Source organism: Pseudomonas sp. EMN2 (genome assembly GCF_009650555.1).
Taxonomy (GTDB): Bacteria; Pseudomonadota; Gammaproteobacteria; order Pseudomonadales; family Pseudomonadaceae; genus Aquipseudomonas; species Aquipseudomonas sichuanensis.
Genome location: NZ_VZZR01000050.1, coordinates 59,840 through 79,153 on the forward strand (window position 1 = coordinate 59,840; position 19,314 = coordinate 79,153).

The 19,314-nt window shown below is 63.5% G+C and carries 17 protein-coding genes; 9 read left to right on the plus strand and 8 right to left on the minus strand.

The features are described 5' to 3' along the window. Positions 1-64: 64 nt before the first annotated feature. Genes F6X61_RS15975 through F6X61_RS15985 form a run of 3 tightly spaced genes read left to right on the plus strand, consistent with a single transcriptional unit; the run spans position 65 to position 2,977 of the window. On the plus strand, positions 65-1,471 hold the full coding sequence (locus F6X61_RS15975; RefSeq protein ID WP_153787433.1) for an FAD-binding oxidoreductase: 1,407 nt from the start codon (positions 65-67) through the stop codon (positions 1,469-1,471). Positions 1,472-1,503: 32 nt separating this feature from the next. Further along, positions 1,504-1,845, plus strand: coding sequence for a cupin domain-containing protein (locus F6X61_RS15980; RefSeq protein WP_153787434.1), 342 nt, complete (start codon positions 1,504-1,506; stop codon positions 1,843-1,845). A gap of 52 nt (positions 1,846-1,897) precedes the next feature. Continuing rightward, complete coding sequence (locus F6X61_RS15985) at positions 1,898-2,977, plus strand: polyamine ABC transporter substrate-binding protein (protein WP_153787435.1); 1,080 nt, start codon at positions 1,898-1,900, stop codon at positions 2,975-2,977. A 116-nt stretch (positions 2,978-3,093) separates the two neighbouring features. Here the strand turns inward: F6X61_RS15985 and F6X61_RS15990 are convergent, their stop codons facing one another. From F6X61_RS15990 to F6X61_RS16000, 3 genes are all read right to left on the minus strand, one after another. Continuing rightward, entirely contained in the window at positions 3,094-4,677 is a 1,584-nt protein-coding gene (locus F6X61_RS15990) for a peptide chain release factor 3 (protein WP_153787436.1), read from the minus strand. Between the two features lie 111 nt (positions 4,678-4,788). Then, positions 4,789-5,118, minus strand: coding sequence for an XRE family transcriptional regulator (locus tag F6X61_RS15995; RefSeq protein ID WP_153787437.1), 330 nt, complete (start codon positions 5,116-5,118; stop codon positions 4,789-4,791). Between the two features lie 3 nt (positions 5,119-5,121). Beyond that, a complete protein-coding gene (locus tag F6X61_RS16000; protein ID WP_153787438.1) occupies positions 5,122-5,451 on the minus strand; it encodes a type II toxin-antitoxin system RelE/ParE family toxin in 330 nt (109 codons plus the stop codon). A 407-nt stretch (positions 5,452-5,858) separates the two neighbouring features. Between F6X61_RS16000 and F6X61_RS16005 the strand changes: the two genes are divergently transcribed. The 4 genes from F6X61_RS16005 to F6X61_RS16020 are packed head-to-tail and all read left to right on the plus strand — an operon-like array spanning position 5,859 to position 9,301. Next, positions 5,859-6,572: an ABC transporter permease gene (locus F6X61_RS16005; protein WP_153787439.1), complete on the plus strand. Its 714-nt coding sequence runs from the start codon at positions 5,859-5,861 to the stop codon at positions 6,570-6,572. A gap of 13 nt (positions 6,573-6,585) precedes the next feature. Continuing rightward, positions 6,586-7,497: a glycine betaine ABC transporter substrate-binding protein gene (locus F6X61_RS16010; RefSeq protein WP_153787440.1), complete on the plus strand. Its 912-nt coding sequence runs from the start codon at positions 6,586-6,588 to the stop codon at positions 7,495-7,497. Next, positions 7,494-8,147 (plus strand): ABC transporter permease, encoded by a 654-nt coding sequence (locus tag F6X61_RS16015; protein WP_153787441.1) that lies wholly within the window; start codon positions 7,494-7,496, stop codon positions 8,145-8,147. The genes F6X61_RS16010 and F6X61_RS16015 overlap by 4 nt, the downstream gene beginning before the upstream one ends. Then, positions 8,144-9,301: a betaine/proline/choline family ABC transporter ATP-binding protein gene (locus F6X61_RS16020; RefSeq protein WP_153787442.1), complete on the plus strand. Its 1,158-nt coding sequence runs from the start codon at positions 8,144-8,146 to the stop codon at positions 9,299-9,301. The genes F6X61_RS16015 and F6X61_RS16020 overlap by 4 nt, the downstream gene beginning before the upstream one ends. Positions 9,302-9,393: 92 nt before the next feature. Here F6X61_RS16020 and F6X61_RS16025 read toward each other — a convergent pair whose 3' ends face one another. From F6X61_RS16025 to F6X61_RS16035, 3 genes are all read right to left on the minus strand, one after another. Further along, positions 9,394-11,811: a TonB-dependent receptor gene (locus F6X61_RS16025; protein ID WP_153787443.1), complete on the minus strand. Its 2,418-nt coding sequence runs from the start codon at positions 11,809-11,811 to the stop codon at positions 9,394-9,396. A 108-nt stretch (positions 11,812-11,919) separates the two neighbouring features. Further along, positions 11,920-12,882, minus strand: a complete 963-nt coding sequence (locus F6X61_RS16030) for a FecR family protein (RefSeq protein WP_153787444.1) — start codon at positions 12,880-12,882, stop codon at positions 11,920-11,922. A gap of 17 nt (positions 12,883-12,899) precedes the next feature. Beyond that, on the minus strand, positions 12,900-13,388 hold the full coding sequence (locus F6X61_RS16035) for an RNA polymerase sigma factor (protein WP_153787445.1): 489 nt from the start codon (positions 13,386-13,388) through the stop codon (positions 12,900-12,902). A gap of 585 nt (positions 13,389-13,973) precedes the next feature. Here F6X61_RS16035 and F6X61_RS16040 point away from each other — a divergent pair. Beyond that, a complete protein-coding gene (locus tag F6X61_RS16040; RefSeq protein ID WP_110993485.1) occupies positions 13,974-15,137 on the plus strand; it encodes a type III PLP-dependent enzyme in 1,164 nt (387 codons plus the stop codon). Between the two features lie 144 nt (positions 15,138-15,281). On the opposite strand, the gene F6X61_RS16045 is transcribed toward F6X61_RS16040, so the two are convergent. Both F6X61_RS16045 and F6X61_RS16050 read right to left on the minus strand, forming a co-directional pair. After that, on the minus strand, positions 15,282-16,031 hold the full coding sequence (locus F6X61_RS16045) for a tetratricopeptide repeat protein (RefSeq protein WP_153787446.1): 750 nt from the start codon (positions 16,029-16,031) through the stop codon (positions 15,282-15,284). A 3-nt stretch (positions 16,032-16,034) separates the two neighbouring features. Beyond that, positions 16,035-16,715 carry a Fe2+-dependent dioxygenase gene (locus F6X61_RS16050; protein ID WP_125465391.1) on the minus strand — a complete coding sequence of 227 codons (681 nt, stop codon included), beginning with the start codon at positions 16,713-16,715 and terminating at the stop codon, positions 16,035-16,037. A gap of 222 nt (positions 16,716-16,937) precedes the next feature. Here F6X61_RS16050 and F6X61_RS16055 point away from each other — a divergent pair, with 222 nt between their 5' ends. Continuing rightward, positions 16,938-19,241 carry a TonB-dependent siderophore receptor gene (locus F6X61_RS16055; RefSeq protein ID WP_153787447.1) on the plus strand — a complete coding sequence of 768 codons (2,304 nt, stop codon included), beginning with the start codon at positions 16,938-16,940 and terminating at the stop codon, positions 19,239-19,241. Positions 19,242-19,314: the final 73 nt, after the last annotated feature.

The following is a 19,314-nucleotide window of genomic DNA, read 5'->3' on the forward strand; positions in this document are numbered from 1 at the left end:
GACAGCCATCGCAGCGCGCTAATAGGATCGCCCACAGACCAAGACGGATGTGGAGCCCGACCCGATGCAACCCCTGCGCACGATCAGCCTGTGGATGGACCAGCTCGACGAGCCGCTGTGCGCACGCCCGGCACTGCGCGAAGACCTGGACCTCGATGTGTGCATCATCGGCGCTGGCTACACCGGGCTGTGGACCGCCTACTACCTCAAGCGCCAGGCCCCGCAGCTGAACATCGCGGTGATCGAGGCCAACATCGCCGGCTTCGGCGCCTCCGGGCGCAATGGCGGCTGGCTGATGGGCAACCTGCTGGGGGAGGACCGCCTGCTCGCCAGTCTGTCACCGCAACAGCGCCGCGCCAGCATCGACCTGCTGCACGGCGTCCCCGACGAAGTGCACAGTGTGCTGCAGCGCGAAGGCATCGACTGCGACTACCGCAAGGGCGGCGTGCTCTACTGTGCAGCCCGCTACCCGGAGCAGGAACGCAGCCTGCGCGCCTGGCTGGACGACCTGTATCGCCAGGGCATGACCGAGAACGACTACCACTGGCTGCGCCCCGAGCAGCTGGATGCCCACATGCGCATCAGCAACCCCTACGGCGCGATCTTCAGCCCGCACACCGCGACCATCCAGCCGGCCAAGCTGGTGCGCGGGCTGGCCCGGGCCGTGGAAAACCTGGGTGTACCCATCTACGAAAACACCCCGGCCATCGACTGGCAGACCGCCGAGGTACGCACACCCTTGGCGCGCATCCGCAGCCACTGGGTCGTGCCAGCCGTGGAGGGCTATGCCGCCAGCCTGCCGCCGCTCGGGAGGCATCAGCTACCGGTGCAAAGCCTGCTGGTGGCCACCGAACCCCTGCCGGAATCGACCTGGGAGCAGATCGGCCTGAGCCAGGGGCAGGCCTTCAGCGAAAACAGCCGCCAGGTCACCTACGGCCAGCGCAGCGCCGACAACCGCCTGGTGTTCGGCGCCCGCGGTGGCTACCGCTTCGGCGGCCGGCTACGCGAAGACTTCACCCTCACCGACAGCGAAGTGGAACTGCGTCGCTACCTGTTCGGCGAGCTGTTCCCGCAGCTCAAGCACGTGCGCATCACCCATTCCTGGGGCGGCAACCTGGGCATGGCCCGGCGCTTCAGGCCGCACATGCTGTGCGACCGCCAGCGTGGCATCGCCCTGTCGGGCGGCTACGGCGGCGAAGGCGTCGGTGCCACCAACCTCGGCGGGCGCACCCTGGCGGCGCTGATCCTCGGCCAGCACAACGCCCTCACCGCCCAGCCCTGGGTACACGACAACCGCCCGCTGGCCAGCCTGGCCAGCTGGCCGCCCGAGCCGTGCCGCTGGCTGGGCTACAACGCGATCATCCAGAGTTTCGTCCACGAGGACCGGACCCTCGCCAGCCCGGCCAGCGCACCCTGGCGGCGACGCCTGGCCAGCGGGCTGGCCGACTTCATGGAAGGCTTCATGCACTGACTTCCCCTCCACCACCACAGGATCCACCGGTCATGAGCATCACCCAGTTCAAGCACACCGACAGCGTCATCCTGGCCAGCTCCAACCCGGTCGCCGTGCCCCTCGGCGAGCCGGTCGCAGTCACCTCGGTCACCTGCGTCGAACGCAGCGACGGGGTCGAGACCGGCATCTGGGAGTGCACCCCCGGGCGCTGGCGGCGGCAGATCGTGCAACAGGAGTTCTGCCATTTCATCAAGGGCCGCTGCACCTTCACCCCCGACGGTGGCGAGCCCCTGACAATAGAAGCCGGAGACGCACTGATGCTACCGGCCAACAGCGTCGGCACCTGGGACATCCAGGAGACCGTGCGCAAGACCTACGTTCTGATCTTCTGATCCGCTGATCGCCTGCCTTCGATAACAACAGACAAAGCAAGGTAACCCCGACATGCGCACGCTCCTTCTCGCTCCCCTGATGCTGGCCGCCAGCGTGGCCAGCGCCGCCGACTCGGTGAAGATCTACAACTGGTCGAGCTACATCGCACCCGACACCTTGAAGAACTTCCAGCAAGCCACTGGCATCGTGCCGACCTACGACGTGTTCGACAGCAACGAAACCCTCGACGGCAAGCTGATGACCGGCAACTCCGGCTACGACGTGGTGTTCCCTTCCAACCACTTCATGGCCCGGCAGATTCAGGGCAAGGCCCTGAAGAAGCTCGACAAGTCGCAGCTGCCCAACTGGAAGAACCTCAACCCGGTGCTGCTCAAGGCCCTGGAGGTCAACGACCCGGGCAACCAGTACGGCTTCCCGTACCTGTGGGGCAGCACCGGCATCGGCTACAACATCGACAAGGTCAAGGCGGTACTAGGCGACAACGCTCCGGTGGATTCCTGGGACCTGATCTTCAAGCCCGAGTACATCGGCAAGCTGAAAAGCTGCGGCGTGGCGGTGCTGGACAACGGCCCCGAACTGCTGCCGATCGCCCTGCATTACCTGGGCTTGCCGCAACACAGCCAGGACCCCGCCGACTACGACAAGGCCAAGGCGCTGCTGATGAAGGTGCGCCCGTACATCAGCTACTTCCATTCGTCGAAGTACACCGGCGACCTGGCCAATGGCGATGTGTGCGTGGTGGTGGGCTTCTCGGGCGACGTGCTGCAGGCCAAGAACCGCGCCGAAGAGGCGAAGAACGGGGTGAAGGTGGGGTATTCGATCCCCAAGGAAGGCGCGCCGATGTGGTTCGACATGGTCGCCATGCCGGCCGATGCACCGGACGAGAAGGCGGGCTACGCCTACATGAACTACCTGCTGCAACCTGAGGTGATGGCGGGCATCAGCAATTTCGTGCAGTACGCCAATGGCAACCAGCAGGCCGACGCGAAGGTGGACCCGGCCATGAAAGCCAACACGATGATCTACCCGAGCGAGGATGTGATGGGCAAGCTGTATGCCCTGGAGGCGATGCCGGCGAAGATCGACCGCATCAGGACGCGGATCTGGACCAGCATAAAAGCAGGCAATTGATTGCGGGCATTACTCGACCCCTGTGGGAGCGGGTTTACCCGCGAATGCGTCGGTTAATTCAACATCGCATTCGCGGGTGAACCCGCTCCCACAGGGTTGGGTGCAGGCTTTTGGAATCAGTGATGCTCGCGGGTCGCGCGGAACTTCACATCCGGCCAGCGCTCTTCCATCAGCGACAGGTTGACCCGGGTCGGCGCCAGGTAGGTCAGGTGACCGCCGCCGTCGATGGCCAGGTTCTCCATGGCCTTGTTCTGGAAGTCCTCGAGCTTCTTCTTGTCATCGCAGCTGATCCAGCGCGCCGACCACACGGTGATGGGCTCGTAGGCACACTCGACCTTGTACTCTTCCTTCAAACGGCTGGCGACCACGTCGAACTGCAGCACACCGACCGCACCGAGGATGATGTCGTTGCTGCGCTCGGGGAAGAACACCTGGGTCGCACCTTCTTCGGCCAACTGCTGCAGACCTTGGCGCAGCTGCTTGGATTTCAGCGGGTCCTTCAGGCGCACGCGGCGGAACAGCTCCGGGGCGAAGTGCGGGATACCGGTGAAGCCCAGCGCCTCGCCTTCGGTGAAGGTGTCGCCGATCTGGATGGTGCCGTGGTTGTGCAGGCCGATGATGTCGCCGGCGAAGGCTTCGTCGAGCTGTTCACGCTCGGAAGAGAAGAAGGTCAGCGCATCGCCGATGCGCAGGTCCTTGCCGGTGCGCACGTGGCGCATCTTCATGCCCTTCTCGTACTTGCCCGAGCAGATGCGCATGAAGGCGATACGGTCGCGGTGTTTCGGGTCCATGTTCGCCTGGATCTTGAACACGAAGCCCGAGAACTTCTCTTCCACAGGCTCCACGGTACGCTCGTGGGCCGCACGTGCCAGCGGGCGCGGCGCCCAGTCGACCACCGCGTCGAGCACATGGTCGACACCGAAGTTGCCCAATGCGGTACCGAAGAACACCGGGGTGAGCTGGCCGTTGATGAACTCGTCCTGGTCGAACTCGTGGCAGGCGCCCTGCACCAGCTCCAGTTGCTCGAGGAAACGCTCGTATTCGTCACCCAGGTGCGCGCGGGCTTCATCGGAGTCGAGCTTTTCGATGATCTTCACCGCGGTACGCTCGTGGCCGTGGCCCGGGGTGTAGACGATGATGTAGTCGCCCGCCAGGTGGTAAACACCCTTGAAGTCGCGGTAGCAACCGATCGGCCAGGTGATCGGCGCGGCCTTGATCTTCAGTACTGCCTCGATTTCGTCGAGCAGTTCGATCGGGTCGCGGATATCACGGTCGAGTTTATTGATGAAGCTGACGATGGGCGTGTCGCGCAGGCGGCAGACGTCCATCAGGGCGATGGTGCGTGGCTCTACACCCTTACCGCCGTCGAGCACCATCAGCGCCGAGTCCACCGCGGTCAGGGTGCGGTAGGTGTCTTCCGAGAAGTCTTCGTGGCCGGGGGTGTCGAGCAGGTTGATCATGTGCTCGCGGTAGGGGAACTGCATCACCGAGGTGGTGATGGAGATGCCGCGCTGCTTCTCCATTTCCATCCAGTCGGAGGTGGCGTGGCGGTCGGACTTGCGCGACTTCACGGTACCCGCGACGGAGATCGCCTTGCCCATCAGTAGGAGCTTCTCGGTGATGGTGGTCTTACCGGCGTCGGGGTGGGAAATAATGGCGAAAGTGCGGCGCTTCGCGACTTCGGCGGCCTGGTTGGTCATGGGAAATCGCCTGACTGGGGGATTAAAAAAGGGGCCGTATCATACCTGAAGTTGGGCAAGAGGCCAAAACAGGCCCCATTCATGACTGTGACTCCACTCTTCGCGCAACGGCTAGCCCTGAGCCGACGAATCATCGCCAAGCCCGTCGATGGTAATGGGCGCGCGACCTGGCAGATGAGCGACCAGCTCCAACCGCCCCCCCATGGCCTCGAGGTAATCACGCAATGTTGAAATCAACATATCGCTACGATTCTCAAATTTCGAAACATTGCCCTGACGGATGTCCAGGCGCTCCGCCATGCTTTCCTGAGTGATCTCCAACTGTTTGCGCAAAGTCTGTAGCGTCAGTTCCTCACGAATCAGTTGGCGACCACGCTCCTCGACCCTGGCCCTGCGTTCAGGGGACAGCTCGTTCATTACCTCATCAAGCGTCTTGTACATTTCTCAATCTCCGGACAAATGCTGGTCAAACCTATCATCGGCGCGGTCAATCAGGCGCTCGTAAAACCTGCGTTCACTGATACCTGCCTTGTCACCCGCAACGAGCAACAGCGCGCAGCGAGAACGATCAAATGCGAAAGCGACGCGCCATACCCCGCCATCCGCAGTGAACCGCAACTCTTTCATGTTCGAGAGCCTGGAGCCCTTCAGCGTATCCACATGCGGGCGCCCCAAGGCAGGGCCAAGGCGCCGGAGCAAATGGAGCTGAGCCAACAACTCGTCCTGCACAACCTCGCTCAACGCCCGAAACTCAATATCGAACGCTTGGCACATTGCAATCGACCACACCGTAAAAATACCCCCCAGGGAATATCCCCTCAAGAACATATCGAAATAAATCGGTAAATGACTATGAAGATCGACAGGGGGCCTAGATAGCAGCTACTTCAACGCCTCCACGTCATATTCACGATTTTTTATCGCGTGAAATTTCCCTAGCGCCAGTGATTAACACTGGCCAAATGCCGCCTCAGATGGGAACCTTTACGCCCACGGAGACGTCCACTCCCCTGCAAGCCGCTTCGCTTCAGGGCTGGTTTCACCTGCATTTCGAACCTGACGGGGTTCGGCTCATGGCCTGATGCCACGCATCAGGCTGCTACTCGCGAGCACTCCTCCCGCCGCCAGGAATGGCCGGCCACACGGGAGGGTGAGCGCCGACTACAAGAAGGAGTCCGCCTGTGGCTGCACGCTACGGAAAAGGGCTGTTGGGATGGGCCGCCGTGCTCGTCATCCTGGCCCTGCTGGTCCACTGGATCGGCATCGATACGATCGCCCGCTACCGCGACGATCTGGCTTTCTACCTGCAAGCGCACCTGGTCCTGGTGCTGGCTTCGATGGCGGCGGCGTTGGCCGTGGGCATCCCCGCCGGCATTGCCCTGAGTCGACCGCAACGGGTCGACAAAGCCGAACGCTTCATGCAGTTTTTCAACATTGGCAACACCATTCCTCCCCTGGCCGTCCTGGCCATCGCCCTGAGCGTTCTGGGCATCGGCGCAGGCCCTGCGATCTTCGCGCTGTTCCTCGCCTCCCTGCTGCCCATCGTGCGCAATACCTACGAGGGCCTGAAAAACGTCCCTGCCTCGCTCAAGGAAGCCGCCACCGGCATCGGCATGACCCCGCGCCAGCAGCTGTGGCAGGTCGAACTACCCAACGCCGTGCCGATCATCGTCGGCGGCGTGCGGGTGGCCCTGGCCTTGAACGTGGGCACCGCGCCCCTGGCGTTCCTGATCGGCGCCAACAGCCTGGGCAGCCTGATCTTCCCCGGCATCGCCCTGAACAACCAGCCGCAGCTGTTGCTCGGCGCCGCGTGCACGGCACTGCTGGCCCTGGCGCTCGACGCGCTGGTGAGTGCCTCCAGCAAGCGCTGGCTGGAACGTGGCCTGGCCCACTGAAAAAAGGGAACCCATGAAGAAGACAATCGCCATGCTGCTGGGCGCGGCCCTGCTGTACGCAGGATTTGCCCAGGCAGCGGAAAAACCGCTGATCCACGTCGGCGCGCGGATGTTCACCGAACAGACCGTGCTCGCCGAAATCACCGCCCAGTACCTGCGTGCCAACGGCTTCGAGGTCCGCGTGACCACCGGCCTTGGCAGCAACATCGCGCGCCAGGCGCAGGAGACCGGCCAGCTCGACCTGATGTGGGAATACACCGGCGTGTCGCTGGTGTCCTACAACCATGTCGACGAGCGCATGCCCAACGCAGACGCCACCTACGCCCGGGTGAAAGCCCTTGACGCAAAAAAGGGCCTGGTCTGGTTGACCCCGTCGAAATTCAGCAACACCTATGCCCTGGGCCTGCCGAGGCAGGTTGCCGAGGCCTATCCGCAGATCAACACGATCAGCGATCTCAACCAGGTACTGCACGACGAGCAGCAACGCCTGCACCTGGTAGCGCTGGACACCGAGTTCGCCAACCGCCCCGATGGCCTGGTCGGCCTGCGCGAGCTGTATGGCTTGCCGCTGGATCGGCGCAACATCCGCCAGATGGACGGCGGCCTGGTGTACACCGCGATGCGCAACGACCAGGTGTTCGCCGGCCTGGTCTACACCACCGACGGGCGCCTGAACGCGTTCAACCTCAAGCTGCTCGAAGACGACAAGCACTACTTCCCCGACTACACCGCCGCCCCAGTGGTGCGCCAGGCCGTGCTCGACGCCCACCCGCAACTGGCCACGCTGCTCAAGCCGCTGGCCGAACAGCTCGATGACGAGACCATGCGCCAGCTCAACGCCAAGGTCGATGTCGAGCACCAGAGCCCGACCGTGGTCGCCGCAGCCTTCTTGCAAGCGCACCCACTCAGCGAGGTGAAACCATGAACCTGCTCGACACCTTCGCCCACCTGGACTGGGCCCAGGTCCTGCAACTGACCGGGCAGCACATCACCCTGGTCGGTATCGCGGTGGGCCTGGCGATCCTGGTCGGCGTGCCGCTGGGCATCCTGATGACCCGCTTCCCGTCACTGGCCGGCCCGCTGCAGGCCAGCGCCACGGTGCTGTTGACCATTCCGTCGATCGCCCTGTTCGGCCTGCTGCTGCCGTTCTACTCGAAATTCGGCCAAGGCCTCGGCCCGCTGCCGGCCATCACCGCGGTGTTCCTTTATTCACTGCTGCCGATCCTGCGCAACACCTACCTGGCCCTGACCAATGTCGAGCCGGGCATTCGTGAGGCCGCACGCGGCATCGGCATGACCTTCGGCCAGCGCCTGCGCATGGTCGAGCTGCCCATCGCCGTGCCGGTGATCCTCGCTGGCGTGCGCACCGCCGTGGTGATGAACATCGGCGTGATGACCATCGCCGCCACCATCGGCGCCGGCGGCCTGGGCGTGCTCATCCTCACCTCCATCAGCCGCAGCGACATGTCGATGCTGCTGGTCGGCGCCGTACTGGTCAGCCTGCTGGCGATCATCGCCGACCTGCTCCTGCAAACCCTGCAACGTGCCCTGACTCCAGAAGGACTGCGCCCATGATCGAACTGAAGAACCTCAGCAAGACCTTCCACGCCAACGGCAAGGAGGTCAAAGCCGTCGATGCCGTGAGCCTTACCGTCAATGAAGGCGAGATCTGCGTGTTCCTCGGCCCCTCAGGCTGCGGCAAGAGCACCACGCTGAAAATGATCAACCGCCTGATCACCCCCACCTCGGGCCAGGTGTTCATCAATGGCGAGGACACCAGCGGGCTGGACGAAGTGACCCTGCGCCGCCATATCGGCTACGTGATCCAGCAGATCGGCCTGTTCCCCAACATGACCATCGAGGAAAACATCACCGTCGTGCCGCGCCTGCTCGGCTGGGACAAGCAGAAATGCCACGACCGCGCCCGCGAACTGATGAGCATGATCAAGCTGGAGCCCAAGCAGTATCTGCAGCGGTACCCGCGTGAGCTGTCCGGTGGGCAGCAACAGCGCATCGGGGTGATTCGCGCACTGGCCGCCGAGGCGCCGGTGCTCTTGATGGATGAGCCGTTCGGCGCGGTCGACCCGATCAACCGCGAGCTGATCCAGCATGAGTTCTTCGAGATGCAGCGGGCGCTGAACAAGACCGTGATCATGGTCAGCCACGACATCGACGAAGCGATCAAGCTGGGTGACAAGATCGCCATCTTCCGCGCCGGCAAGCTGTTGCAGCTGGATCACCCGGACACCCTGCTGGCGCACCCGGTGGATGACTTCGTCAGCAACTTCGTCGGCCAGGACAGCACGCTCAAGCGCCTGCTGCTGGTGCGCGCCGAAGATGCGGCGGACAACGCGCCGTCGGTGAGCCCGCAAACGCCGGTGGCCGATGCGCTCGAGCTGCTGGATGAGCACGACCGCCGCTATGTGGTGGTGACCGACGGGCAGAACAAGGCGCTGGGCTATGTGCGCCGGCGCGACATGCATCGCCAACAGGGCACTTGCGGGGACTTCCTGCGGCCGTTCAATGCCACGGCGTCGCACGATGAACACCTGCGCATCCTGCTGTCGCGGATGTACGAGTTCAACCGGGCGTGGCTGCCGGTGCTGGATGCAGGGCAGGTGTTCCTCGGGGAAGTGACGCAGGAGTCGATTGCGGCGTACCTGAGTTCCGGGCGCTCGCGGGGTGGCAAGACCAGTATCGTGTCGCCGGCCGAGGCGGTGGCCTCGTAAATGCATCGCGGGGCAAGCCCGCTCCCACGCCAGCCCACAGGTTGGTATCTGGCGTGGGAGCGGGCTTGCCCCGCGATGAAGGCAACGTCGGATCAGAACCCTACACTGGCCTGCACATAGAAGGTGCGCGGCTCACCCACGTAGATCCCCGAGTTGTTGTCGCTGGAGCGGGTGAAGTACTGCTTGTCGAACAGGTTCTTCACCCCGGCTGCCAGCTTCAGGTTGGACAGTTGCGGCCCGAAGTCATAGCCACCCCGGGCATGCCAGGTCACGTAGCCCGGGATATCGCCGTACTGGCCATCGGCACTCGGTTCGGTAATGTAATTGCCGGTGAACTGACCGGTCTTGGTCATGCCGGTACCCGGTGCGCGTTGCCCGGACTGGGCGAACGCATCGAGGTTCCAGGTCCAGCGGTTGACCTGGTAACGCAGGCCGGCAGTCGCCACCTGGCGCGAGTAGAACGGCAGGTCGCGGCCTTCGAAGCCGGGGATATCACCCTCGTAGGTGGCCCGGGTGTAGGTGTACCCGGCATTCACCGACAGCCCTTGCAGGCGCGGGTCCAGCCCGGCCAGGTCATAGCGCGCCGACGCCTCGATACCCTGGTGCGTGGTGGCGCCGAGGTTGGTCCAGCCCACCGTGTTGCTGATGTACTGCAGCTCGTCATCGAAGTCGATGTAGAACGCCGTCAGCTCACCGGCAAAATGGCCATCGTCATAGCGCGTGCCAAGCTCGTAGGTCTTGGCCTTCTCCGGCTCCAGGCCATTGGCAGTGCTGTCGCCGGTACCACCCTGACCCAGCTGGAAGTACTGCAGGCTGCCGAACGAGGTCTCGTAGTTGGCGAACAGCTTCCACGCATCGGACAGGTGGTACATCACGCTCAGCGCCGGCAGCGGCTCGTTGCTGGTGATGCTGCGGTTCTTCTCTGCCACCGGCTTGCGGCTGTCGTCCAGCACCGGGCGGTCGCGCCAGTCGGTGTTGATGTGCTCGAAGCGGATACCTGGAGTGATGGTCCAGTTGCCCACATCGATCTTGTCATCGATGTAGTAGGCGCTGGCCTCGGTACCACCGCTGCGGTCCTGGAACACATGGCCGTCGGACTTGGCCGTCTGGGTCGGCACATTGTTGATCAACGACAACCGGGTCGACTGCTCGCGCATGGCCTCCTTCAGGTAGCGGTAGCCAACGCTGACCTCCTGGGTGGTCGGGCCGACGAAGAACACCCGCGACAAGCGCGGCTCGATGGCAAAGGTGTGGTAGTTGCGCGGGTACGACGACAAGGTCGTCATGTCGCTGGAGGCGATGGTGCTGCCGCGGAAACTGTCGGTGTAGTAGGTCAGCACCTCGAACTGGGTGGCGTCGTCGAGCTGGCGCTGCCACTTGAACGACACGTCCTTGCGCCGGCCGGCGAAGTAGTCGTAGTCACGCAGCGACTGGTAGGGGTCCTGGTCGTACTGGGCCTGGGTGAGGCCGCCGGGCATGTCGGCGCGGCCATCGTAGTAGTGGAAGTTCAGCCAGAACTCGTCGACGTCGGTCGGCGCCCAATGGGTCTTGAGCAGCACATCGTCGATGTCGTTGTCGTTGTTGCTGCGCCGGTAACCATTGCCGTTGACGCCGCTGTACAACAGCGCCACGCCGATGCCGTTGTCGGCGGTGCCGCCGACGAAGGCCGACTCGGTGTGTTTCCATCCGCCATAACGCGACGTTTCAAGGGTGGTCGCCAGCTCGCCGGTGGCCTTCTCGGGGATCGCCCGGGTAACGAAGTTGATCACCCCACCGACGTTCTGCGGGCCATAGCGCACCGAGCCTGCGCCGCGCACCACATCAATGCTGTCGAGGTTGCCCGAGGAGATCGGCGCCATCGACAACTGTGGCTGGCCATAGGGCGCGAAGGCGGCCGGGATACCGTCGATCAGCACGGTCGAGCGCGGCGACAGGCGCGAGGTCAGGCCACGCACGCCAACGTTCAGCGACAGGTCGCTGCCGCCGGTGCCGTTGGAATCCTGCACCTGTACCCCGGGGATGCCACGCAGGGCATCGCGCACGTTCATGGTGCCCTGCTCCACCATCGCCTCGCGGCGTACCACGGTGCGTGCGCCGGGGTGGTTCTGCACCACGCTCTGCTGGGCATCGCCCAGCCAGTCGCCGACCACTTTCACATCGGTGGGCGCCAGCTCCAGGGTGCCGGTTGTCAGCGTCCCGGCGACTGCCGCCGGCTTGACCACCACGGTATCGGCCGACTGCTCGAAGGTCAGCCCGCTGCCTTGCAGCAGTTGCTGCAGCGCTTGTTCCGGGGCCAGCTCGCCGGACACCGCCGGGGCCTCTTTGCCCGCCACCAGTTCGGGGCTGAAGAACAGCTGCAGGTTGGTCTGCTGGCCCAGTTGCTTGAGCGCGGTCGCCAGCGGCTGGGCCTGGATCTGGATGCTTTCGGCGTAGCTGTTGGCGGCGGCAGCGCTGACCGCCAGGGCCAGCGCCAGGCGGCGCAGCTGGAGAAGGGGCTTGTTGTTGTTCACGTCTTCGAGAAATCCTGAAAGGTCGGATAAACGCCAACCGCATGCAAATGTAAATGCTTGGCAGTTGCAGCTGGCGGGGAAGACGAACGGGCGAAAAAAAACCTGAATCTATTTTGAAATTATTTCGCTGGAGCCGTCCGGGTGCTGTTTGACCGCCACCGGCAAGATGCTCGGCAAGGCGCGCAGCAGGGCGTCCGGATCGTCGATGCTGAAGGTGCTGGACAGGCGCAGGCCGGCCACTTTCCCCGGCGCAACCTTCAAGGGCTGAGCCCGGTAGCGCGAGACTTCCTTGACCACCTCACTGAGCGGGGCGTTGTCGAATACCAGCTTGCCCTGCCGCCAGGCGGTGAGCGCATTGGCGTCGATGGTGTAGGGCGCGGCGACATTACCCTGGGTGTCGATGTGCGAACCCTGGCCTGCGCCCAACTGCGCCAGCGAACCGCCTGTGCCCTGAACCCGCACCGAGCCCTGCTCCACCGCCACCCGAGTGCTGCCCGGATCCTGACGCACGTCGAAACGGGTACCTGTTACGGTCACCTCTCCCTGGGCCGTACCGACCACGAAAGGTCGGTTGCTGTCGTGAGCGACGATGAACATCGCCTCGCCCTGGCTCAGCCGCACCTGTCGCCGGCCTGAACTGAAGGCCACGTCCACCCGGGTCGCGCTGTTGAGCTCAAGATGCGAACCATCCGGCAATTCGAACTGACGTCGCTCGCCCATGTTGGTCTGCAAGCTTTCGTGATGATTGAGCTGCTGATACTGCCAGCCGCTCCAACCCAGGCCCAGGGCGGCGATCGCCACGCCTGCCGCCAACGCCTGGCGCAGCACACGGCGGCGCGGCAGCTGACGCACCGGCTCGGCAGAGCACAACGCTTCAAGGCGCTGACGGGGAATGAAGTCGGCCGCGCCCCATAGCCGCACAAGCAGCTGGTATTCCTCGCGGTGCCGGGCGTCCTGCTCAAGCCACGCACCCAGGGCCGCCAGCATCTCGCCATCGCCCGGCGCATCCTGGACGCGGGCAAACCATGCCGCGGCCTGCTCGCGCACGGGGTCGAGAACGTGCTGTTTCATCAATGGGGTCTCCTGACTCATCTGGCCGACACATCCAGGTGCTCACGCAGATGTCGGAGCGTGCGGATCATATACTTTTCGACCATGTTCTTGCTCAAGCCCATGCGCTCGGCGATCTCGGCCTGGCTCAGGCCTTCGAGCTTCTGCCAGACGAACACCTGCCGGCAGTTGAGTGGCAGTTCGGCCAGCGCCCGCTCGACGCTGTCGGCCAGTTCCAGGGCATGCACGTAGGCTTCCGGGTCATCAGCCGGCGCCGCTTCGTCGTCGAATCCTTCCAGCACCAAAGCCTGGCGCCGGTCTTCGCGACGAAAGCCATCGACAGCGATGTTGCGTGCGGTCTGGTGAAGGTAGGCGCGTGGCTGCTCGACCCGATCGCGAGGGTTTTCCAGAACCCGCACGAAGGCATCATGGGTGAGGTCCTCGGCCTGCTGACGACTGCGCAACTTGCGCGTCCAGGTGCCGATCAGCTCGTGATAGTGGTCGAGGAAGCCTTTGTGTCCGGACACGGTAGGGGGTCATCAGGCAGGCAGATAAGGGTGCGAATAGTAATGTTTCTCATCAAAACCAGCAATTCCGCCAGTCGGTAACAAAAAATTTATGACGAGTTTCATGCACCGACGTACCAGAGATACGTGGCCATAAATATGAACACCTGCCCCCCCTTCGCGGGTAAACCCGCTCCCACAGGAATCACGCAATCCCTGTGGGGGCGGGTTCACCCGCGACGGGGCCAATCAGGTCTATTCCACAATATTTAACGCTTCAAAGATCCCGGGGAACATCTGCCGGTCACACGAGTCGGTTATTCAGGTAACTGCTCGTCGATCCACGGCGAACCCACCGGGATTGCCTGTTGATCTTGCTGGAATCACGCCCTAAAGTGCGCGCCGAACGTCCATGCTGGAAACGATCCATCCGGCTCAAGTACTGACGACGAGACAGCAAGGTCACCCGCAGCCACACACCTGGCACGGTTGACCTTTTTGCTTTCGGCGACATGCCTTGGGAAGTAGGCGAACCAAAGTGGGGATACGGAGGACGTTCAGTTTGCAGCCACTTATTTTTTCAGTTTGCCCATGGAGCCCTTGAGCATGTCGATCCAGGTCGAAGACTATTTCGCGCGTGACACCTTCCAGAAAATGAAGGCGTTCGCCGACAAACAGGAAACCCCGTTCGTACTCATCGACACCCAGATGATCAGCCAGGCCTACGACGACCTGCGCGCCGGGTTCGAATTCGCCAAGGTCTACTACGCGGTCAAGGCCAACCCTGCCGTCGAAATCATCGACCTGCTCAAAGAGAAAGGTTCGAGCTTCGACATCGCCTCGATCTACGAGCTGGACAAGGTGCTTGGCCGCGGCGTCAGCCCTGACCGCATCAGCTACGGCAACACCATCAAGAAGTCCAAGGACATCCGCTACTTCTTCGATAAGGGCGTGCGCCTGTTCGCCACCGATTCCGAAGCCGACCTGCGCAACATCGCCAAGGCCGCGCCGGGCTCGAAAGTCTACGTGCGTATCCTCACCGAAGGCTCCACCACTGCCGACTGGCCGCTGTCGCGCAAGTTCGGCTGCCAGACCGACATGGCCATGGACCTGCTGATCCTCGCCCGCGACCTGGGCCTGGTGCCGTACGGCATCTCCTTCCACGTTGGCTCGCAACAGCGCGACATCAGCGTGTGGGACGCCGCCATCGCCAAGGTGAAGGTGATCTTCGAGCGCCTGAAGGAAGAAGACGGCATCGAGCTGAAGCTGATCAACATGGGTGGCGGCTTCCCGGCCAACTACATCACCCGCACCAACAGCCTCGAGACCTACGCCGAAGAGATCATTCGCTTCCTCAAGGAAGACTTCGGTGACGACTTGCCGGAAATCATCCTCGAGCCAGGCCGCTCGCTGATCGCCAACGCCGGCATCCTGGTCAGCGAAGTGGTGCTGGTGGCACGCAAGTCGCGCACCGCGGTCGAGCGCTGGATCTACACCGACGTGGGCAAGTTCTCCGGCCTGATCGAAACCATGGACGAAGCCATCAAGTTCCCGATCTGGACCGAAAAGAAAGGCGAGACCGAAGAAGTGGTGATCGCCGGCCCGACCTGCGACAGCGCCGACATCATGTACGAGAACTACAAGTACGGCCTGCCACTGAACCTGGCCATCGGCGACCGTCTGTACTGGTTGTCCACCGGTGCCTACACCACCAGCTACAGCGCGGTGGAATTCAACGGCTTCCCGCCGCTGAAGGCTTACTACCTGTAACTGAAAACGGGGCCGCAAGGCCCCGTTTTGTATGTGCGCCCCTATCGCGGGGCAAGCCCGCTCCCACAGGATCGCGCCAGGTCTGAATCGAGCGCTGTACTTGTGGGAGCGGGTTTACCCGCGAAGAGGCCCGGACATGCGCCATCAAATCCCGCGTTGTTCGATCTCCCCGGCATACGCAGCCGCGTAGCCTGCCAGCAAAGGCCCGCCGCCCTGCAGCGTCACCCGTGCACTGCGCAGGAAATTCAGGTTGCCCTCAACCCTGGCTCGCTCAAGCCAAGGCCCTGCTTCGCCGACCTGCCCCCGCTCGACCAACACCATCGCCAGGCTGAACATGCCGCGAAAATCCCCCGCCTCGGCCGAACGGCGATACCAACGTACGGCACGGGCCGGGCTGGCGGCGGTGGCAATACCTTGCTCCAGATAACGGCCGTACAAGTTCATCGACTTGGCGTGGCCCAGCTGAGCAGCCTTCTCGTAGCACGCCAATGCCTGGGCCTGGTTCTCCGGCAGCCCACGCCCGGTGGCCAGCAGGTTACCCAGGTTGTACATGCCCCAGTCCAATCCGGTGTCGGCCGCACGCGCGTAGTGAATGGCCGCCTGGGCCAGGTCCACCGCACCGCCCCAGCCATGCTCCAGGCAGCGCCCTAGCATGTTGTGCGCCATGCCATTGCCCCCTTGGGCGGCAATCTGGAACCAGCGCCGGGCGACCTCGGCATCCTGCTCGATGCCGCGCCCGTCGAGCAGGATCTGCCCCAGCAACAACTGTGCCTCGACCGCGCCCTGCCCTGCCGCCGCGAGGATGGCCTGGGCGGCCTGGCCCGGGCTGTGTTCGAGCATGGCCTTGAGCCCGGCCAGGTCCACCACCTGTTCACGACGCAACTGATAGGACACGGCTCAGACCTCGGCCCAGCGGCGCAGCAGGTTGTGGTAGGTGCCGGTCAGTTGCAGCAGCGATGGGTGATCCGGCACGTCGGCGGTGAGCTGGCGGATGGCGTTGTCCATCTCGAACAACAGCGTGCGCTGGCCGTCATCGCGCACCAGGCTCTGGGTCCAGAAGAACGCTGCATAACGGGCGCCGCGGGTGACCGGGTTGACCTTGTGCAGGCTGGTGCCGGGGTACAGCACCATGTCGCCGGCCGCCAGCTTGACCTGCTGTACGCCGTAGGTGTCCTGGATCACCAGCTCGCCGCCGTCGTAACTGTCGGGGTCGCTGAGGAACAGGGTGGAAGACAGGTCGGTGCGCACCCGCTCCGGGCTGCCCTTGGGTTGGCGCAGGGCGTTGTCGATATGGAAATCGAAATTGCCCCCCTCCTGGTAGCAGTTGACCAGCGGCGGGAACACCTTGTGCGGCAGCGCCGCCGACATGAACAGCGGGTTGCGCCACAGCCGCTCGATCAGCGCGCTGCCGATTTCCTTGGCCAGCGGATGGCCTTCGGCCAGTTGCAGGTTGTGCTTGGCCTTGGCCGACTGGTAACCCGCCGTGACCTTGCCGTCGGCCCAGTCGGCCTGCTCCAGGGCCTGGCGAATACGCGAGATTTCGTCGGCGTCGAACAGCCCAGGAATGTGAAGCAGCATGGCGGTGGCACCTAGCACAGGTAAGGGGCGCCAATGATATTGATTCCCTTTTACCGTTCACAAGCCCCTTTCTGACCAATTGACGCACGAACCCATAAAAACCGTAAGGTGAAAATGTAAAGAATGTAAATTCCTGGCGAATGGTAACGCTTCTCAATTGTTCCTTACATTCGCTTACATTAACATCCGCGGCCTTCAATACCTTGGGGAAGGTCAATAACAATGCGTCACGTGCCAACCGCCGTCAGTTCACCACGCCTGCTCGCCTCCGCCATCGGCCTGGCGATCACCGCCACTTCCGCTTACGCTGCCGACCCGGCCGCCAATAACGCCATCACCCTCGACGCCACCAGCGTCAACGGCAAGGCCGAACAGGCGAACACCGAGTACAAGGTCGAGAAAGCCTCCTCGCAGAAGTACACCGCCCCCTTGGTGGACACGCCGCGTTCGGTCACCGTGATCCCGCAGCAAGTGATCAAGGACACCAATGCCCTGAACCTGCAGGATGCCCTGCGCACCGTGCCCGGCATCACCTTCGGCGCCGGCGAAGGCGGCAACCCGCAAGGCGACCGCCCGTTCATCCGTGGCTTCGACGCCCAGGGCGATACCTACCTGGACGGCGTGCGTGACACTGGCGCGCAAACCCGTGAGATCTTCGCCATCGAATCGGTGGAAGTGGCCAAGGGCCCGAACTCGGCCATCGGTGGCCGCGGCGCGGCGGGCGGCACCATCAACCTGGTGAGCAAGCGCGCGCACCTGGGCAACTCGCTGGACGGCGCCTGGACCTGGGGCAGCGACCAGACCCAGCGCTACACCTTCGACGGCAACTACCAGTTCAGCGATACCATTGCCGGGCGCCTGAACCTGATGACCCACGAAAGCAACGTCGCCGGCCGCGACAAGGTCAACTACGACCGTTGGGGCATCGCCCCGTCGCTGGCCTTCGGCCTGGGTACGCCGACCCGCGTCAACCTCGATTACTACCACCTGGAAAGCGACGACCTGCCGGATTCGGGCATCCCGTACAGCATTCCTGTACGTGGCAGTGCCGCGCGTACCTCGGCGCACCCGAGCAAGCCTCAGGACGGTGGCGACAGCGACAACTTCTATGGCCTGACCGACCGTGACTTCCGCAAGTCGCGGGTAGACATCGCCACCTTCGCCATCGAGCACGACCTGACCGATGCGCTGACCATCAAGAACACCCTGCGCCACGGCAGCAGCATGCAGGACTATATCCTGACCCAGCCGGACGACAGCCAGGGCAACGTCAACCGTGGCAGCGTCTGGCGCCGGGCCAACACCCGTGTCAGCAATACCTCCACCACCACCAACCAGACCGACCTGTTCGGTGAGTTCTACCTGGGCGGCCTGAAGAACAGCTTCTCCACCGGTATCGAGCTGAGCCGCGAGGAGTCCGACCGGACCTCCTACGATGTCGCTACCACCGCCGGCACCACCGTGGTCAACAACCTGCGCCAATGCAACGGCATCGGCGCGCCGTCCTACAACTGCACCTCGCTGAGCAACCCGAACCCGGACGATCCGTGGAACGGCGCCATCTCGCGCAACTACGCCGGCACCAACACCAAGAGCAACACCCGAGCGCTGTATGTGTTCGACACCCTTGAGCTGACCCCGGCCTGGCTGCTGAACATGGGCCTGCGCTACGACCACTTCGACACCCAGTACCGTACCCATAACGCCAACGGCAGCACCACGGTCAACGCCAAGGGCATCGCCGCCAAGGGCGAGGACACCAGCGAGTTCATCACCGGCCAGCTGGGCCTGGTGTGGAAACCGGCCGACAATGGCAGCATCTATGTGTCCTACGCCACCTCCGCCACCCCGCCGGGCGCGCAGCTGGGCGAAGGCATGGAAGGCAACCCGCTGGGCAACACCACCGACCGCTCCGGCAACCTGCTCGCCAGCGACATGGAACCGGAAGAAACCACCAACTACGAGATCGGCACCAAGTGGGACCTGCTCGAAGAGCGTCTGTCCCTCACCGCCGCGCTGTTCCGCACCGAGAAAGAAAACGCCCGTGTGCAGGTGGGTACCACCAGCTACGAGAACGTCGGCGAAACCCGCGTGCAGGGCATCGAGCTGTCGGCCAGCGGCAAGCTGACCAACAAGTGGCAGGTATTCGCCGGCTACACCTACATGCAGGCCCGCCAGATCGACGGCGGCCCGCTGGGCAAGGCCAACGACGGCAACCAGCTGCCGAACACCCCGAACAACAGCGCCAGCCTGTGGACCACCTACCAGGTCACGCCTAAGTTCACCGTCGGCGGCGGCGCCTTCTACGTCGATGACGTGTTCGGCAACGTGGCCAACACCACCATGGTCGACAGCTACGTACGTTACGACGCCATGGCCGCCTACAAGCTGACCAAGAACGTCGACCTGCAGCTGAACGTGCAGAACCTCACCAACGAGGTCTACTACGACAAGGCGTTCTCTACCCACTTCGCCAACCAGGCGGCGGGCCGGACCGCATTGCTGACCACCAGCGTCCACTTCTAAAGGATGCAGCCCAAGCCCCGTTCATTTGCTTGAACGGGGCTTTTGCGTATCAAGGCATAATGCACGCCGCGCG

Coding starts and splice junctions, on each gene's coding strand:
- F6X61_RS15975 (WP_153787433.1), top strand. CDS start 65: ATGCAACCCCTGCGCACGATCAGCCTGTGGATGGACCAGCTCGACGAG.
- F6X61_RS15980 (WP_153787434.1), top strand. CDS start 1,504: ATGAGCATCACCCAGTTCAAGCACACCGACAGCGTCATCCTGGCCAGC.
- F6X61_RS15985 (WP_153787435.1), top strand. CDS start 1,898: ATGCGCACGCTCCTTCTCGCTCCCCTGATGCTGGCCGCCAGCGTGGCC.
- F6X61_RS15990 (WP_153787436.1), bottom strand. CDS start 4,677: ATGACCAACCAGGCCGCCGAAGTCGCGAAGCGCCGCACTTTCGCCATT.
- F6X61_RS15995 (WP_153787437.1), bottom strand. CDS start 5,118: ATGTACAAGACGCTTGATGAGGTAATGAACGAGCTGTCCCCTGAACGC.
- F6X61_RS16000 (WP_153787438.1), bottom strand. CDS start 5,451: ATGTGCCAAGCGTTCGATATTGAGTTTCGGGCGTTGAGCGAGGTTGTG.
- F6X61_RS16010 (WP_153787440.1), top strand. CDS start 6,586: ATGAAGAAGACAATCGCCATGCTGCTGGGCGCGGCCCTGCTGTACGCA.
- F6X61_RS16015 (WP_153787441.1), top strand. CDS start 7,494: ATGAACCTGCTCGACACCTTCGCCCACCTGGACTGGGCCCAGGTCCTG.
- F6X61_RS16020 (WP_153787442.1), top strand. CDS start 8,144: ATGATCGAACTGAAGAACCTCAGCAAGACCTTCCACGCCAACGGCAAG.
- F6X61_RS16030 (WP_153787444.1), bottom strand. CDS start 12,882: ATGAAACAGCACGTTCTCGACCCCGTGCGCGAGCAGGCCGCGGCATGG.
- F6X61_RS16040 (WP_110993485.1), top strand. CDS start 13,974: ATGTCGATCCAGGTCGAAGACTATTTCGCGCGTGACACCTTCCAGAAA.
- F6X61_RS16050 (WP_125465391.1), bottom strand. CDS start 16,715: ATGCTGCTTCACATTCCTGGGCTGTTCGACGCCGACGAAATCTCGCGT.
- F6X61_RS16055 (WP_153787447.1), top strand. CDS start 16,938: ATGCGTCACGTGCCAACCGCCGTCAGTTCACCACGCCTGCTCGCCTCC.